This window comes from Leptospira noumeaensis, from assembly GCF_004770765.1.
Classification (GTDB): domain Bacteria; phylum Spirochaetota; class Leptospiria; order Leptospirales; family Leptospiraceae; genus Leptospira_A; species Leptospira_A noumeaensis.
Genome location: NZ_RQFK01000026.1, coordinates 1,276,990 through 1,292,501 on the forward strand (window position 1 = coordinate 1,276,990; position 15,512 = coordinate 1,292,501).

The window sequence follows — 15,512 nt, forward strand, 5'->3', positions numbered from 1 at the left end:
TGGACTGTTTGTAACATGGTTCTGGGGTTAGAAATTTCAGATCTTTTGGGAATTCAAATTTTGTTTAGGACTAAGTTTCCGGTAAATAACAGATTCGTATCAAAGAAATATCGTCGATGACTTGCCCTAAAGATTCGATTTGTTTTGAGATGGCAAGTAGGTTCCCATGGGTGGATTCAACAAGTTTTAGGAACATTTGTTCATCTGAGTTGATCTCCCATTTCCCCGTTTCGTCTAAATGAAGTAAGTCGTCCTTTCCATCGGAACCTATGATTAACACATCGCCCGGTGTTAGTTGGAATTCTTTTATGTTTTGGATGGGGGTAGCTCCCAAGGTTCCTAATTTTCTGTAGGAAACACCTGCGGGTAGGTATTCTGCTTTTTTTTGTCTATACAATACTATGGGTGGGTGTTCTGCATTTAAGAAGTATAACTTTCCTGTTTCTTCTTCTAATAATCCCATAGTGAGTGAAACAAGCATCGTTCCATCAAAGGCTTCAAAGATCATATGCATTTCTTGCAGGTTTGATTTTAACCACTCTTCAGGTCCTATCTGTTCGTATCCGGGGTCTGATTTTGTCCTTTGGACAATGGATTGAAATACCGCACCAAAAACTAAGGCGCCGCCTGCACCTTGCATTGACTTACCCATAGCATCTGCATTTACAAAAAGTAAAAACTTTCTTTTTTGTAAAACTATCGAATGGGAAATATTGATATCACCGCCTATGTCATACCTTCTATCTTTGTATTCGAAAACTTTTTTTTGTCTTACCAAATGATCCACTTCCAAATATTTGGAAACCACATCTTTGATTGCAAGAGGGCTTAGCAGTTGATAGGTGAGATAATAGTCTCCATCTTGTTGTATTTTTAATTTACTGATATCTTGTAAGGACTGATTGAGTTCGTTGGTTCTCAAGGTTACTTTTTCTTCTAGCCCTTCGTTTAGGTTTTTGATTTCCTCATACATTCCTTTGAGTGTAGTAATTACGGAATTTAGATAGAGTGCTTGTTTTGCAAAATCGTCACTTGATTTTGCTGTTACCATTACATCGAAGTTTCCTTTTGCCAGTTCTCCTAGAGATCTACTTGTTTCGTTCAGGCCTTCGTTTACAGATTTCGCAACGACATAAGAACAAACAACTAAAGGGACAATAAAAATAAAAGATACAGTAACAATAGGGATCATGGGATCTTCTACCGCAATTTCACCCATTGCTAGTGAATAAAGGATATAGGAAAAAATAACAAAGGGAAGCGCCGCCAAACTAAAAAAGGCGACAAGTATCCGAGAGAAATAATTAAACTTTGGAATGTCCTTTTCTTGGAGTTCAATGTTTTGGATTTGAGGTAAGTCAAATAATCTACGAATACAACTTTCAGAAATAAAATAATAAGTTACAAAGGATATGGGTGCAATCATCACAAAGGTAAAAAATGCCGATCGAGCTACCGAAGGCATATAAGTTACCAAATGAAAAAACAAAAGGCTTATGGGAATCACACCGGATAACCAACGGATAACGATGATGATGGCTTCTAATAAGGGATATCGAAATAATAGAATTTTAACCGACTTTGCATAATTAATTTCTTCTTTCGATAAAGAGGAAACTCCGACCTTTGGAATGGGGATCCTTTCTATTCTGGCGTAAACATACTTGAGAAGGAGGTGGCGGACAAAGGTTCCTAGGAGTCCAATCCCTGTAGCAAAAACCACACAGAGTGCGATGAAGATCCGCCAGTGGGCCGGTTCCATTTTTTGGGTGATGATGGCATAATACACAGCAAAAGGAACAGGAACGGTATGGGTAAACGCTTCGAGTTTTAGGGTTAGGTCCCAGAAGAGAGTTTCTCGTTTCACGTTTTCACCTGATCCATCCAATTTAGGATTTTCCTTTGTATGGATCTTCGTCCCGTGAGAAGATATGACAATCAAATCAAAATGTCAAGCTAAGTCCGGTAGGAACCTCGAATTCGTTGGTTTCTTACTTTAGTTAGGTTTGTAAATATTCTAATTTGTTCTTGGATGATTCTAGATCCTTTGTTATAACGAAATAATGCGCAAGAATCTGCCAATTACTGACAAAGAAATCGAGTTCCCTGAAGGGACAAAGATCACCTCCAAAACAGATTTGAAAGGAATCATCACGTATGTGAATGCCGATTTTTTGCGTATTAGTGGATTCTTAGAAGAGGAATTGATTGGGCAACCGCACAATCTCATCCGCCATCCCGATATGCCAAAACTGGCCTTCCAAGATTTATGGGAGACCGTTAAGGCAGAAAACTCTTGGGTGGGAATTGTCAAAAACCGATGCAAAAATGGCGATTACTATTGGGTAGATGCCAATGTATCTCCCATTTACGAAGATGGGAAACATGTGGGTTATATGTCGGTGCGAACGAAAGCCACAAAAGACCAAATTCGGGAAGCCGAGGAACTTTATGCCAAAATAAATTCGGGGAAATGGAAACCTAAAAAGATCGGATTTTTAGAAAGTTTATCTGATAGTTCTTTGTTTTTTATACAAACTCTTATTAGTGGAATATTGCTTGTTTTGTTTTCTTTAAAATCAAATTCCAAATTTGTTTTTTTGCCAGATCCTATGTATTTCGGAATTGGCTTTGGATTCTTTTTGATAGTTACAATCTTTGGATATACGCAAGTAAAATTAAATTCTAAATCATATGGAAGGGCAAAGGTTTATTTAGAGAATTTAAACCGGGGAAAACTTAAGTTTGATGTGGAAGTCAAAAATTCAGGCGAACATTTGGATCTACTGAATTTGATTCGAAAAACGCAAGTGGAATTTCGTGGGATGATCTCCCAACTCATTGGGAATGCAGAAATTGTAAAATCACAAATTGCCGGCTTAACCGTTGCTGTGGAACATATTCACGTAGCCTTTAAAGAACTTTCAAATGCTATGTTTTCTCTTGCTGATTCTAGTAATGTGACTCGTGAAAGTTCGGAAAGTATCTTTCATCAAATGGATTCTTTGAACCACCTAATTAGTAGCATACGAACAGAATCAAATACGGTACAAGTTGAATCAACGGAAGCCTATGAGTTTTCTATTTCCGGAAAAGAACGTTCTGACAAAGCCATCGCTCAGTTCAATAAAGCCAAAAAACAAATCATCAAAACCTCAGAAACCATCAAAGATTTGGGTGAAAAAACAAAGGTCATTCGAAAAATTACAGAAACCATCGCGGCCATTTCCGAAAAAACAAACTTACTATCGTTAAACGCATCGATTGAATCAGCTAGGGCTGGAGATGCTGGAAAAGGATTTGCTGTAGTGGCAGGAGAAGTGGGAAAACTTGCTGACCAGTCCAATAAATCCGTAAAAGAAATTTCAGCATTTATCAACGAGTTGACATCCAAAATTTTACAAACAGTTACCGATATCCAAGACGGACTCAGTGAAGTAGAATTAGGATCTTTAGAATTTGAAACAGTCCAAGTAGAAATGGATCGAATTTTAAAAAACGCAGAAGAAACTAAAATCAGCGCCGAAAAAATTCATGGTTCCACAGAAGGAACAGAGGTGATGTCGGGAAGTGTTTTGGGGAATATTGAAAAAATCCAAACCCAACTTGTGAATAGTTCTTCTATCGTAGAAGAGCTGTCAGCTGCTGCGAGTGAACAAAAACACACCATTGCTGCCATAGAAGGATCCATTGCCAATCTGGCCCAAGTGGCAGATCGATTGGATTCGGTAGCATTTCGATTTCAGTTTTAATCTTCGGCGTTCCAACCTACCGAATAGATGACAGCAGTAGAAATTGTGAATAAGGAATAATAAGCGACCCATACCCAAACAAGTGCTATGGGAGCAACGTTTGTGAGTGATACAGTCCATAACATGGGTGATACAAATCCAATGATGGAAACTAAAATTCCCACGAGAAACCCACCCACAAGACCTTGCGGTAAAGATTCTTTCATCAGTGCATATAAAAATCCAAATGCTAAGGTAAAGGATAAATCGCTGAACACAGGGCCTAACCAAAAAACATCGGTTATGGGAACAAACATCGATTTCAATGTTGGATCAAAGTAGAACTTTGAAAAAAACAACATTCTCAGTGGAATGGAAACCGCTTCCCAAAACGAAAAGGCTAGGAGGAACCGGACGAGTATCCGATTCCATTTTTCTGTATTCAGCGAACTCAAAATCTACTTACCTAAGATGAACACGAAGTTCGTAGTCGCAGATCCACCGATGTTGAGCATAAGGCCATTTTTAGCACCTTTTACTTGGTAATCACCAGCAGTGTTTGTGACTTGTTTGTAGAGGTCGAGCATCATACGAACCCCAGAAGCACCAACCGGGTGACCCACACCAATGAGTCCACCAGATGGATTGATTGGTTTTTTACCACCAAAGTCAATGGTTCCTTCTTCGATTGCGATGTGTTCTTTTCCTGGTTCTGAGATTCCAAAAGCGGAAATCGCAGCGTATTCAGAAGAAGTAAAACAGTCATGTGTTTCAAACACATCAATGTTTTTTACATCAAGGTCAGCACGTTTGTATGCGTCTTTTACTGTTTGGCGAGTCCATGGAAGGATGTATTTGTCTCCAACGGATTCTTGTTTTTTTGCTTCAAAAGTAATTGGTGCTACACGGTGACCCCATCCTTTAACACGAGGGATGTCATCAACTTTGCGACCAGTTTTTTTAGCGTATTCTTTTGTGTAATCTTTGGATGCAAGGATTGTGACAGCAGCACCGTCTGTTACTTGGGAACAGTCAGTGATACAAAGTCTACCACCCACAGCCATATTGTTATCACCACCGCGAGCCATCGCATGTTCTTTGTTCATGAACCATGTGCGAGTTTGCGCTTTTGGATTACGTTTTGCGTTTGCGTAGTTGATACGTGAAATTTCTGCAAGAGCATCCATAAAACGTTCTTCTTTCAGTTCATAACGTTCGAGGATCACATCTGCTAGTTTTCCGAAAAGTTTAGGGAAAGGAAATTGAACTCCCTTCGCTTCTTTATCGTAGTATGCAGCAGTTCCAAGAAAGTCACCACCCACAGAAGAAGAAACTGTTTTCATTACTTCCACACCAAGAACAATCGCTAGATCGTAATCTTCAGCACGGATATGTGTGATGGCAGCATCAAGGGCAACAGAACCAGAAGCACAAGCTGCTTCGTAACGAGCACCAGGAACGCCGTAAAGAGCTGGGTTTACTTCTGTAAGAAAAGCACCCAAGTGACCTTGGTTGGCATACTGTTCTGCATCGAAGTTACCAACAAACACAGCCACACGGTTTTCTTTGTTCAATCGTTTGATTTCATCATAACTGATGCCCACTTTTTCAAGAGCATCATCTAATACTTCACGCATCATGGACATGAAGGTTTTTCCTTCTTTTGTCCAGTTTCTTTGGAAGTCGGTTTGTTCTCCGCCTAATACGAATACTTTTTCACTCATATGATACTCCTAATTAACCTTTGAAGAGAGACCTTGCATCCAGTTTGTCGCCAAGTTCGTAGAACTTTTTGCCTTCTTTTGCATCTTTTAAAAGTTTTGGAACTGGTATTTTAGACGCTTCCATTAGTTTGATTGTTTCTTTTGGTCCACCAAGGAAATCAACAAAAGCAGAAGCAGGAACCCAGTTAAAACCGAAACCCATAGCGCCGTCAGTGTTTTCTTTTGTATCAACCACTTCTCCCACGAGAGAGAGCGAATAACTGATGTAACGTGAAATGAAGTAACGAGCAATGTCTGCTTCGAAGCCACTTGCTTTTTTTACTACATCCATCGCACCTTTGTAATCAGAGTCTTTGATTTTTTGGCGTGCTTCTTTGATAAAAGGAATATCAAATTTTGGGTACGGATCGTACTCACCAGTTTTGATATTGTAAACAAACTTCTCACGTTTTCCGTCAGCGTGTTTCACAACTTTTGTGAGACCACCACCAGACTTCATACCAAGTTTACCAGCATCGATTAACTTTTGGAAGTAACCAGGAAGTTTGAATGTTTCGTGAGCTTCGTCTTTTGTATTGTCGTAGATATTGTCTACGATGGCTTTGTGAACATCAAGTCCTACGAAGTCAGCAGTAGCCAGTGGGCCCATCGCACGTCCAGTGTATCCAGACATGATTTCGTCAAGAAGAGCAATTCCACCTTTGTCAGCATACTTTTCTGCAAAGTGTGCCACTTCGTTCATCAACTGAAATCCAATGCGGTTTCCAGCGAAAGCAGGAGTGTCATTTGTATAAACAACGGCACGGCCTAAAACTTTGTCTAGGTATTCACCTAACGCTTGTGTGACTTTTTTATCATTTCCTGAGTGAGTGACGAGTTCACAAAGGATCATTTTATAAGGAGGGTTAAAAAAATGCGTTCCGTAGTAGTGTTTTTGACCATCTTCATCGTAAGCTTTTGCCAAACGACCGATGGAAAGTCCAGAAGACACAGTGGAAACGATGGTTCCAGGACGACGAGCCTTTGCAATACGAGTATTGATCGGTTCTTTGACTTCGTAACTTTCCGCCACGAGTTCAAAAACCCAATCTGACTCTGCGACAGCTTTTTCCAGATCCGCATCGTAGGAACCAGGGATCATTCTTGCGCGAATTGTATCCGTTTTTACGGATGCGACAGCGGCTTCGATACCCTGTTTTGCTTTTTCAACATCTCTAGCGAGCATATGGACTTTAGCACCACCGAAGGCAGCAATGACGCCCGCACTTCCAGAACCCATGGCTCCGTTGGCACCTAAAATCGTGACAGTTTTGATTTCTCTCATGAAGGAATTTCCGAATCTAATTTTTACTTACCGTTCTAGAAAGCCAAGGTGACAGGAAAATCGTTTTTTTTTGTCAGATTTGTTACAAAATGGGGGCGTTGGGGTGGGGGGCAACGGTACAATCTCCCCGCCCTGATCTGAGGGTGGGGAACTAGACCCGCCACCCAATGGTTTCCTTCTATCACAACCCGCCGCATTTCGCACGCCACTTCCCAAAAACCCCGTTTTTCTTTTTAAAAAGTTCATAGTTGGTAATTTGGGCGCCCGGGCGGGCCCTTTCGGGGTGCGCGTTCGCTCCCGTCTTCCGAGGCGATCGCCTCTTCAGACCAAGCCCTTCTGGTCCCTGGCGCAAGGGACTACAAGAGTTCACAAAAAATTCCTGCGCCAGCGGTAGTAGCGGAAATCCTTTCGTGAAACGAAAGATTGGAGCGGATGACGCGGTCGTTTTTAGAATCACTGTTTGTCAACTAACGGATTCGAGGCGCTAAAAAAAGAAAATCAAAAATTCCGTTTGGGCATTGTTTGCGGACTAGGAATTTTTAGTTCCTATTTCTCTCGCACTTCCTTTTCTAAAAACTCTGTGAACTCAATTTGTCGATTAATGAACGTTAGGTTGTATCTGCTTTCGTAAAATAAAAGGGCACTTGCTAAAAACAAACAAACTCCACCGGTGATTGCCACAACTGTGGGGATCCAGGCATAGTCCTTGGCAAAAGCAAGGGTGATGGCAAGTGTCAGACTTGAAATCACAAATAGAGAAGTGGCCAAATATAAAAAAGCCATGGAACGTTGGATGAGGACGGCACGTTTTTTTTGAACCGATAATTGTTGGCGCATGTAAACCATTCGTTCCTTTTGAAAACCTCGTTTGCCTTCGAGTAGTAATTCCACTTCCGATTTTAAAAGATTCACTCGGTCAAAAATTCGCCCAAGCCTGTTGGCTGTGGAAAAAATCAAACTGGCACAGGCGGAAACAAGGACGGCTGGAGTGATCATACCAGAAAGAATCTCAGAGTTGGAAAATGATTCGAACATAAGAATAAGTTAGTGGAGGGGGATCCTTTTTGAAAGGAAAAAAAGGGAGCGGTCGGGTAAGGGCGCAAGCTAAATCCCAATGGGACAGGGATTGGAACGACGCTTGCGTATGCAAATGAGTGGCAGAAAGCCTATGTGTCGCAGGACAAGCGAGGTCGTAAGTGCCGAAGCGAATCGTTTTCTCGATGTTATGCGAATTTTTTCTTTTATCTATAATGAATTTAAAAAATCTTCTGATACTGTGATTTCTTTCTCTAATTGAATAATTTGAAGGAAATATTAATAATGCTAAAGTTATTGAACTTTTAATGAAATTTCTTTTGAACATTTATCTAATGCCTTTAGATTTACAATTTCGATCATTTTTTCGATCTCGGAAGTCCTGTAGAAACCATACATAGTGATAGTTTTCTCTTCCGTTTCTTTTATTTCGCTTTCATGTATAATGGATTGATTTTTAATAATTTTGTATTTAATGATGGTTTCATAATTGTAGGTTCTCATTTGAACAGGCCAGTAACCTGACATTGGATAAATAGCAGGCCAAGTCCACCAATAGTTAAATTCATCATTCAGTTTTGGATAGATTTCAATGTCTAGAATATAGTCGTCTTTATTAATTTGTTTTTCTCCATTTAAATCTTTAACATTTTTGCTGATTCGATTATTTAATAGAAAAGATTTGAAGATATGCCTCCATGCAGTTGTATATTCGATTGAGTCAGAAGTATATACTTCCAATTTACCGATGTATAAGTTGCTTTGTGTCAAAAAAACTGGGGAATAGATAAGAGCTCTTGGCTCAGGAACTTGTCTGATATCAACTGCGCAGTTACTCGTTAGTGAAAGGATAAGAAATATTTTAAGAATGTTTTTGGTTTTATTTTTCATGGTCTTGAACTTCATATACCGCTGTTAGAAATAGTTTTAAAGGGCATTAAAACTAATGCCATCTTTTTTCATTATTCTTTTGCGAACATTTTTCGGCAATGACGTATAATTCATGATATGCGAAAAATCTCATTGACTTTCTTTTTTTGGATTCATAAAATAACTGGCGTCAGACTCTGGTATGAATGACTTTTATGCAAAAGCACTTGAAGAAGTTCCCAAACTATCTGCCTTGCAATTGTCTCATTTGCGAGGGAATTCTTTCCTTGGGGTTTTTGCTTATTCGTATTTGAAGGACTATTTTGTGAGTTTACCAGAATCGGAAAAACAAATCACCGAGACAAATTTGCAATGGTTGGTTTCCCTTCGGAAAGCGGCCATTGATGAAGCAATCAGAAGGGGTAAGTAATATGAAACAATGGATGATATTACTGCTGTTTGTTTTAAGTTTTGTATCGTGCTTTATTCCAAAGGAAGAGGTCGGAGGAGTCAATAAAGAGGGATGGTTACTCATCGGGTTTCTCAACTTGCTGAGTCAATCGGGGAAATATGATCCAGCTTGTGATGACGAAAGTCTGTCAACTCCATTGGCTCTGAGTTCTCCCATACTTTCCAGTTCCGTAAGAAAGACTTATCGATTTACTACAGGTTCTTCAGGATTGAAGTATAATTTTTCTGTATCTTCCGATTATCCTGCCTGCGGAGTGCTAATCAATATCAGAAGTTGTCGTCCCCCTTACTCATTTGCTAGTGATACTGGTATTGAAGTATCTTGTAATTCGGGGACATATCGAAATTACGTATCTGGCGGAACACAAACATGCCAAATCCCTAGTTTTTCAAACCAAGTTGTTTTAGTGTATTTGGTTTCTGCAACTTCATCTTATCCAACGACTCCGTGTACAACGGTGCAATTTGAGGTGATTCCTTGAAAAAATATCTAGTTCTGATTTGTTATACAATCGCGTTGAATGCTGTGGTAGAAATTTCGTGAAACTAGTTATCATCATACTTCTATTTGTTTTAAGTTTTGTATCATGCGTAGACCCTGAGAAAAAAAGCCGGAGTAATGCTCAAGGTTTTTTTGTGATTTGGTTTGAGACACTGTTTAGGAGTTCAGGGTATTATGACCCTGCTTGTGATGATCCAAATAGAGCTTCTCCAATAACTTTTAATTCTCCTATCTCTCTTGCAGTAAGTAATGAAAGTAAAAAGTTTCGTTTGGATTCTGGCCCAAATGGTTTTAGATATTCGTTTACGCTTTCTTCCGATTATCCTGGTTGTGGTGTTATGTTGTTTGTGAGCGACTGTAATCGTCCGAATGTTTTTGCTACAAACACAACGACTCAATGTGATTCTGGGACATTTAAAGATTTCTTTCCTGGCGGAACTCAGACTTGTATCATTCCTTCTTTTGGAAACAAGGTTGTCATTGTAAATCTTCAATCCTATTTAAACAGCCAACCAAATCTTACTAAATGTTCTACAATCACCTTTGAGGCATTACCATGAATAATACTCTCGGTAGATTCGTTGTTATTTTCCTTCACGATTAAATTAACGAACTATTCAGAAGTTTTAAATTATATATGAAAAAACGCGAAAAATGATCTATTTACTTTTTTGTTAGGTGTTGGCTAGTTTTTATTTTTGCGGTTTACAGAAAAATAAAAGTAGTAAAGTATTGTTTTAGAATATAAAGATATGTTAAAAATTAGTATTATTGTCAGCTTCCTTTTAAGTGTGTTTTTCCTCAATTGTCAAAAAGAAAAAAACGATAATAGTGCAGGTCTTGTTTTGTTGCTTGCCGGAAGTCAAGGTGGTCTCACTTGTAATTATCAATCTTCTCCTGGTATAGATGCTCTTACCTTGCCTTTAACTACTGCTAGCAGAGTTTTGACAGTCATTAGTAAAAAAATGAATGATAATGGTTATGGAGGTGGAATCGTAAAGGGAAGTCAGTTAGTTGCCAATGACAAAATTGTCTTCAGTGATTATGGGGATGATGGAATTGCCATATACAAACAAAACGAATGTCCGATTTCTGGAGGACAAAATTTGGCAAATACAATAACCGATATTACCCAATCTGGTTCTACTTATACCATTATAACTCCAGGAAATTATTTTTTTTATGTCTTTGGGCAAAGTATCAATCCCAAGGTGATCATCCAATAAATTGGAATATTTGGAATTAATCTTTATGTCTGTTCGGTTTTTTGCGTTAATAGGAAACTTTACGTAGATTTTACAGGCGATTCCCAATACTTTTCGAAGTCCATTCTGTTTGTGAATCGTTTTACCATCTCAAAGTCGTTTTCGGCTTCGGGATACTGGCGAGAAAGGTAGTGTAACCATTGTTTGATCCTTCCTGCACGGCTTTTTACTTCCATGTCTGATTCTAAACTTTGCCAATACCGATGTAAAATTCTTTTGATTTCATCCCAAGAAAGATTTTCTTTTCTTTCGCCTCGGATCATCAAAGCGAGGGCTGGATTGGCTACTGCTCCCCGGCCAATCATAATGTCTTTGCAGCCAGAGATTTCTTTACATCGGATTGCATCTTCTTCAGTCCAAATTTCCCCATTGGCGACTAGGGGCACCTTTACCGTAGATCCAATTTTATGGATCCAGTCCCAATAGGCAGGAGGTTTGTATCCGTCGGTTTTTGTTCGAGCATGGACAACAATTTCTTCGGCCCCACCTTCTTCTAAGGCTTTGGCACAAACAAGCGCCTGTTCGGTGGAATCGTAACCTAACCTCATTTTTGCTGTCACTGGAATCTCCAAAGGAACTGCTTTTCTGATGGCCTTTACAATGGCAAACATCTGATCCGGTTCTTTGAGGAGTGCGGCCCCACCTCGGTTTCGATTCACAGTGGGAGCAGGGCATCCAAAATTAATATCAATTCCATAAGCCCCAAGAGAAGCTACCTTACTTGCATTCTCTGCCATACAATTGATATCAGAACCTAACAATTGTACTTTGACAGGAACTCCCGATTTAGTCCTAGAATTTTCATATAGTTCTGGAACATAACGATAGAACCTATGTGATGGAAGGAGAGTGTCATTCACTCGAATGAATTCACTAACACATTCATCAAAACCACCAACTTGTGTGAGAGTGTCACGCAGTCGGTAGTCAAGAAGTCCTTCCATGGGAGCAAGTAAGATACGCAAAAGAAAATAACCTCGATTCTATCCAGTGACTCTTCGTGCTAAAGCACGACCAATCATTCTGACCTTGGCTGCAAATGGTAAACGTTTCAAATTGGTGCCAACGATCCCTTGTGTGAAACGAGTTTTTTTACTGTAGTCGATATGGACATCCAAAATAACAGGACGGCCTTCTTTTGTTCGGCTCCAGGCTTCATCTAACTTTTGTTTGATATCATCGTTGGTTTGAATTTTAAGATATTCTGCTCCGGTAGCCAGAGCAATTCCTTCAAACCTTGTGGTTCCGAGGACGGTGCAAGTTTTACGATTGTAGGGAACTTGTTGGGCCTGTGAAATTTGAGATAATTCACCATCATTAAAAACTGCAAACATGGCCCCAATTTTGTTTCTACTAGCAGTGACCAATTCCATACAAGTCATTAGAAACGCCCCGTCGCCAATGATCCCAACAACGGCTTTATCGGGATTTGCAAGTTTAGTAGCAATGGTTGCAGGAACTGCATAACCCATACAATTAAAATCAGTGGGGGAGATCATATGTCTTGGTTTGTGAATTGGCATCAGTTCCGCAGTGAGAAATGTGTGATTTCCATCATCTACCACAACAAAACCATCATCTGGTAAAGAGGAACGTAAAACACTAAAGAATTTTGCGGGATTCACTCTATCGTTACTATTATGTTGGAACCATTCCTCCATATAGTTTTGTTTGTTTTTCTGAATTTCTGCTGTGAGCACCTGGATTCGATTTTCCCGACTTTCTTTCGTTAGTTGTAACTTATTTTGTAGTCTTTTTACCAGTTCAGGCAAAATGATTTTGGCGTCGCCTTGAATGTTTACTTTTGCCGGGTAATTTGTGTGAAAGACATTCGGATTGATATCGATATGAATTAGATTTTTGGGAACAGTCACTCCAAAACTACCAGTAGCAATTTCTGCAAAACGAGTTCCTACTGCGAGTAAACAATCACATCCAGAAAATGCTTTGGTTGCTGCGGGAACTGCTGCCGGCCCAAAACTCATTCCGCAATGCAAAGGATGGTTGCCTGGAAATGAACTGAGTCCTTGTAAAGTTGTGGCCACTGGTGCACCAAGTAATTCCGCAATGGCCACGCTTGAATCCGCCGCATCAACGGCTCCCCATCCTAAAAACAAACCTGGTGACTTTGCTTTCGATAATAACTCGACAGCTTCATCAAGACTATCATCAGAGAATGGTAAAGTTGTATTTTTGGTTGTTTGTTTTTTACAATAATCAAGATAACTGGGAAGGTTTTCAACTGTTCCCGTATAAAGTTGGATGTTCACTGGAATTTCTATAAATACTGGCCCAGGTTCTCCACTCACAGCTGTTTGGTACGCTTCGTAAAGAGTTTCCACTACTTCCTCTTGCGAGTTTACTTTGAATGTTTTTTTAGTAATGGGTTTTACTAATGTATGTTGATCCATATCATGTAATTGGTATTTGAATTGTGAATCACTTCGTACTCCACCGGCAATCACTAACATTGGAATCCCATCCAAAAAAGCTTCCCCAATTCCACTAGCAGCATGAGTCACTCCTGCCGCAGGTACAATCACCACTGTTCCAATGGAATCACTTGTGCGACTAATGGCATCTGCCATAAACGCACCACAACCTTCATGGGTTACGAGCATTGGATGTATCAAATCGGAATTGTTTAATTCATCATAAATTTCTGTATTGTGGACGCCAGGAATTCCAAAGGTATATCGAACTCCAATTTGTTCCAAAGCATATCTTACTAACCAAGCACCTGTTTTTTTCATACGATCATTCTCCTTTGTTTGATTATCCTTTAAATGAAACACCGTTGTTGACCGACTTTGCCGCTGCTCTTGCTGTCAGTATACAACCAGATAAAAAAGTTCCTTCTAGAGACTTAAATCCACTAGCACCGCCTCCGCCAAATCCGGCCGCCTCACCTATGGCATACAATCCTTCTATCGGAACACCTAACTTGTCTAATACTCTGCTTTCTAAGTCTGTTTGGATTCCTCCGAGACTTTTTCGTGTGATCAGTCTTAGTTTGATCGCAATGAGGGGACCTGCACTTGGATCCAGAATGGGTTTGGGGGCACAAGTCCGAACACGATCGGAACGCCATGACCTTGCATGTTGGATTCTTCTTAATTGGTCGTCGTTCCAAAGTCCTTTGCCGCGTTTAATCACATCATCATACTGAGTGACTTCTTGTTTTAATACTTCGTAATCAATCGAATGATCGCCATTCAAATGATTCATTTTGTCAGCTAACTCTCGCAAGTTGTTTGCAACTAGAAAATGATCGCTTTCTTTTTGTAACTGTCGCACGAGGCGGTGGTTACCAAACAATATTTCTTTTAGAAACATAAATAGTTTGCGATCACGGATCATCGGATTGTGTTCTGAACCAGAAACGGCGAGTTCTCTGGCCGCAATTCTCCAATTCAGAAGTTGCCAAGTATAAGGTTTTTCTAATCTAGAAATCCTACGGCAGAGTTCGTTGGTATCAAAACCGGTCATCATTGGCTCGGGTCCAATCCGACGACCCGAATGGTCGAGCCATAAGGCCGACTTACAAGGAATTAGGCTGAGTCCGTGAGCATCAAATTGTGGTTTAGGATTGGGAATGCCCGCAGCGTAATTCCACATTTTATCCAAATGAGTGAGGTTTCCGCCATGTTTCTTTACGGCATCATGGACTAGACCATCGGCAAAAGGATGAGATCCATTCAACATTTCTTTTGGTGCTTCACCCCAGGGTTTGTGCCAATGTTCACGCACCTTATTAAGACAACCTGTAATGCCACCTGTTGCTACCATCACATGATCTGCATAAAACGTTAGATCTTTCTCTCCCGTTTTCTCTTGTTCAGCGATACAACCTACAATCCTACCGTTTTCTTTGATTAAATCTGTTACTTTGTGTTCAAATAAATAACTTAGTTTTGCAATGTGGCGATGTTTTTTTAATAATTCTTCAAAACGTTCCACCAAACGGTGACCAGTTCCCCAGAGAACATGATAACGAGGAACTGAGTTGCCTCTTTTGTATTCCCCTCTTTCTACCCAATTGACCACTGGAAAAAAATGTAAATCAAGGTTTCCTAGCCAATGGTACACTTGTCCAAGACTTTCATGGACATATTGTTCCGCCCATTGTTTTGGAAAAACATCCTCCGAACCAAAGTTTGCAAAAGAAAACCAATCATCCAATGCAATTGTGGGAGTATCTTTGATTCCCAAACGTTTTTGTATCGGGGTGCCAACCAGGGCCATCCCACCAAATGATAGTTTAGCGAGTCCCCCTAAATGTTCTTCGGTATCTCTTTCTAAAATTAAAACAGATTTCCCTTGGTTAAGACATTCATATGCTGCTACCAAACCTGCGATTCCTGCACCGATTATAATGACATCGTTTCTTTTTACGACCACTACAGATCCTCCTTCTCCTTGTTTTGAATCATTTTAAAAATGATTGTTCGTGTTTATTGAATGAATCTAAAATTTAAAGAACTCAGTGACACATTGATAACACAAAGTACATGGTATTATTTTAAAATAAACAAATGCGAATCAAATTTTTTAAAATTGAGAGAATTCAAATATTAGAATCAATATAAC

14 protein-coding genes are annotated in these 15,512 nt (G+C 39.8%); 5 read left to right on the forward strand and 9 right to left on the reverse strand.

The window, feature by feature from the left end; genetic code table 11:
* Positions 1–70: 70 nt before the first annotated feature.
* Entirely contained in the window at positions 71–1,867 is a 1,797-nt protein-coding gene (locus tag EHQ24_RS14225; protein ID WP_135602228.1) for a SpoIIE family protein phosphatase, read from the reverse strand.
* Positions 1,868–2,063: 196 nt separating this feature from the next.
* Between EHQ24_RS14225 and EHQ24_RS14230 the strand changes: the two genes are divergently transcribed.
* The gene (locus tag EHQ24_RS14230; protein ID WP_135602229.1) at positions 2,064–3,752 is read left to right on the forward strand and encodes a methyl-accepting chemotaxis protein; all 1,689 of its coding nucleotides are present in this window, start codon (positions 2,064–2,066) and stop codon (positions 3,750–3,752) included.
* Here EHQ24_RS14230 and EHQ24_RS14235 read toward each other — a convergent pair.
* The 5 genes from EHQ24_RS14235 to EHQ24_RS14255 form a co-directional block, all read right to left on the reverse strand.
* The gene (locus tag EHQ24_RS14235; RefSeq protein ID WP_135602230.1) at positions 3,749–4,186 is read right to left on the reverse strand and encodes a hypothetical protein; all 438 of its coding nucleotides are present in this window, start codon (positions 4,184–4,186) and stop codon (positions 3,749–3,751) included. The genes EHQ24_RS14230 and EHQ24_RS14235 overlap by 4 nt on opposite strands.
* 3 nt (positions 4,187–4,189) lie before the next feature.
* Positions 4,190–5,455: an acetyl-CoA acetyltransferase gene (locus EHQ24_RS14240; protein WP_135602231.1), complete on the reverse strand. Its 1,266-nt coding sequence runs from the start codon at positions 5,453–5,455 to the stop codon at positions 4,190–4,192.
* A 13-nt stretch (positions 5,456–5,468) separates the two neighbouring features.
* On the reverse strand, positions 5,469–6,779 hold the full coding sequence (locus EHQ24_RS14245; protein ID WP_135602232.1) for a 3-hydroxyacyl-CoA dehydrogenase NAD-binding domain-containing protein: 1,311 nt from the start codon (positions 6,777–6,779) through the stop codon (positions 5,469–5,471).
* A gap of 546 nt (positions 6,780–7,325) precedes the next feature.
* Positions 7,326–7,814 (reverse strand): DUF2721 domain-containing protein, encoded by a 489-nt coding sequence (locus EHQ24_RS14250; protein ID WP_135602233.1) that lies wholly within the window; start codon positions 7,812–7,814, stop codon positions 7,326–7,328.
* 294 nt (positions 7,815–8,108) lie between these two features.
* A complete protein-coding gene (locus EHQ24_RS14255; protein ID WP_135602234.1) occupies positions 8,109–8,720 on the reverse strand; it encodes an LBF_2127 family putative lipoprotein in 612 nt (203 codons plus the stop codon).
* A gap of 166 nt (positions 8,721–8,886) precedes the next feature.
* On the opposite strand from EHQ24_RS14255, the gene EHQ24_RS14260 reads away from it, so the two are divergent.
* The 4 genes from EHQ24_RS14260 to EHQ24_RS14275 all read left to right on the forward strand — a co-directional run bounded on the left by EHQ24_RS14260 (position 8,887) and on the right by EHQ24_RS14275 (position 10,883).
* Complete coding sequence (locus tag EHQ24_RS14260; RefSeq protein WP_208725780.1) at positions 8,887–9,114, forward strand: hypothetical protein; 228 nt, start codon at positions 8,887–8,889, stop codon at positions 9,112–9,114.
* Position 9,115: 1 nt separating this feature from the next.
* Entirely contained in the window at positions 9,116–9,637 is a 522-nt protein-coding gene (locus tag EHQ24_RS14265) for a hypothetical protein (protein ID WP_135602235.1), read from the forward strand.
* Between the two features lie 58 nt (positions 9,638–9,695).
* Positions 9,696–10,217 carry a hypothetical protein gene (locus tag EHQ24_RS14270; protein ID WP_135602236.1) on the forward strand — a complete coding sequence of 174 codons (522 nt, stop codon included), beginning with the start codon at positions 9,696–9,698 and terminating at the stop codon, positions 10,215–10,217.
* A 192-nt stretch (positions 10,218–10,409) separates the two neighbouring features.
* Entirely contained in the window at positions 10,410–10,883 is a 474-nt protein-coding gene (locus EHQ24_RS14275; RefSeq protein ID WP_135602237.1) for a hypothetical protein, read from the forward strand.
* Positions 10,884–10,942: 59 nt separating this feature from the next.
* Here the strand turns inward: EHQ24_RS14275 and EHQ24_RS14280 are convergent, their stop codons facing one another.
* The 3 genes from EHQ24_RS14280 to EHQ24_RS14290 are packed head-to-tail and all read right to left on the reverse strand — an operon-like array spanning position 10,943 to position 15,323.
* On the reverse strand, positions 10,943–11,887 hold the full coding sequence (locus EHQ24_RS14280; RefSeq protein WP_135602238.1) for a tRNA dihydrouridine synthase: 945 nt from the start codon (positions 11,885–11,887) through the stop codon (positions 10,943–10,945).
* Between the two features lie 18 nt (positions 11,888–11,905).
* Positions 11,906–13,675: a thiamine pyrophosphate-binding protein gene (locus EHQ24_RS14285; protein ID WP_135602239.1), complete on the reverse strand. Its 1,770-nt coding sequence runs from the start codon at positions 13,673–13,675 to the stop codon at positions 11,906–11,908.
* 22 nt (positions 13,676–13,697) lie between these two features.
* Complete coding sequence (locus EHQ24_RS14290; protein ID WP_135602240.1) at positions 13,698–15,323, reverse strand: FAD-binding dehydrogenase; 1,626 nt, start codon at positions 15,321–15,323, stop codon at positions 13,698–13,700.
* Positions 15,324–15,512 lie beyond the last annotated feature (189 nt).

Coding starts and splice junctions, on each gene's coding strand:
- EHQ24_RS14250 (WP_135602233.1), bottom strand. CDS start 7,814: ATGTTCGAATCATTTTCCAACTCTGAGATTCTTTCTGGTATGATCACT.
- EHQ24_RS14285 (WP_135602239.1), bottom strand. CDS start 13,675: ATGAAAAAAACAGGTGCTTGGTTAGTAAGATATGCTTTGGAACAAATT.
- EHQ24_RS14230 (WP_135602229.1), top strand. CDS start 2,064: ATGCGCAAGAATCTGCCAATTACTGACAAAGAAATCGAGTTCCCTGAA.
- EHQ24_RS14255 (WP_135602234.1), bottom strand. CDS start 8,720: ATGAAGTTCAAGACCATGAAAAATAAAACCAAAAACATTCTTAAAATA.
- EHQ24_RS14260 (WP_208725780.1), top strand. CDS start 8,887: ATGAATGACTTTTATGCAAAAGCACTTGAAGAAGTTCCCAAACTATCT.
- EHQ24_RS14245 (WP_135602232.1), bottom strand. CDS start 6,779: ATGAGAGAAATCAAAACTGTCACGATTTTAGGTGCCAACGGAGCCATG.
- EHQ24_RS14275 (WP_135602237.1), top strand. CDS start 10,410: ATGTTAAAAATTAGTATTATTGTCAGCTTCCTTTTAAGTGTGTTTTTC.
- EHQ24_RS14240 (WP_135602231.1), bottom strand. CDS start 5,455: ATGAGTGAAAAAGTATTCGTATTAGGCGGAGAACAAACCGACTTCCAA.
- EHQ24_RS14265 (WP_135602235.1), top strand. CDS start 9,116: ATGAAACAATGGATGATATTACTGCTGTTTGTTTTAAGTTTTGTATCG.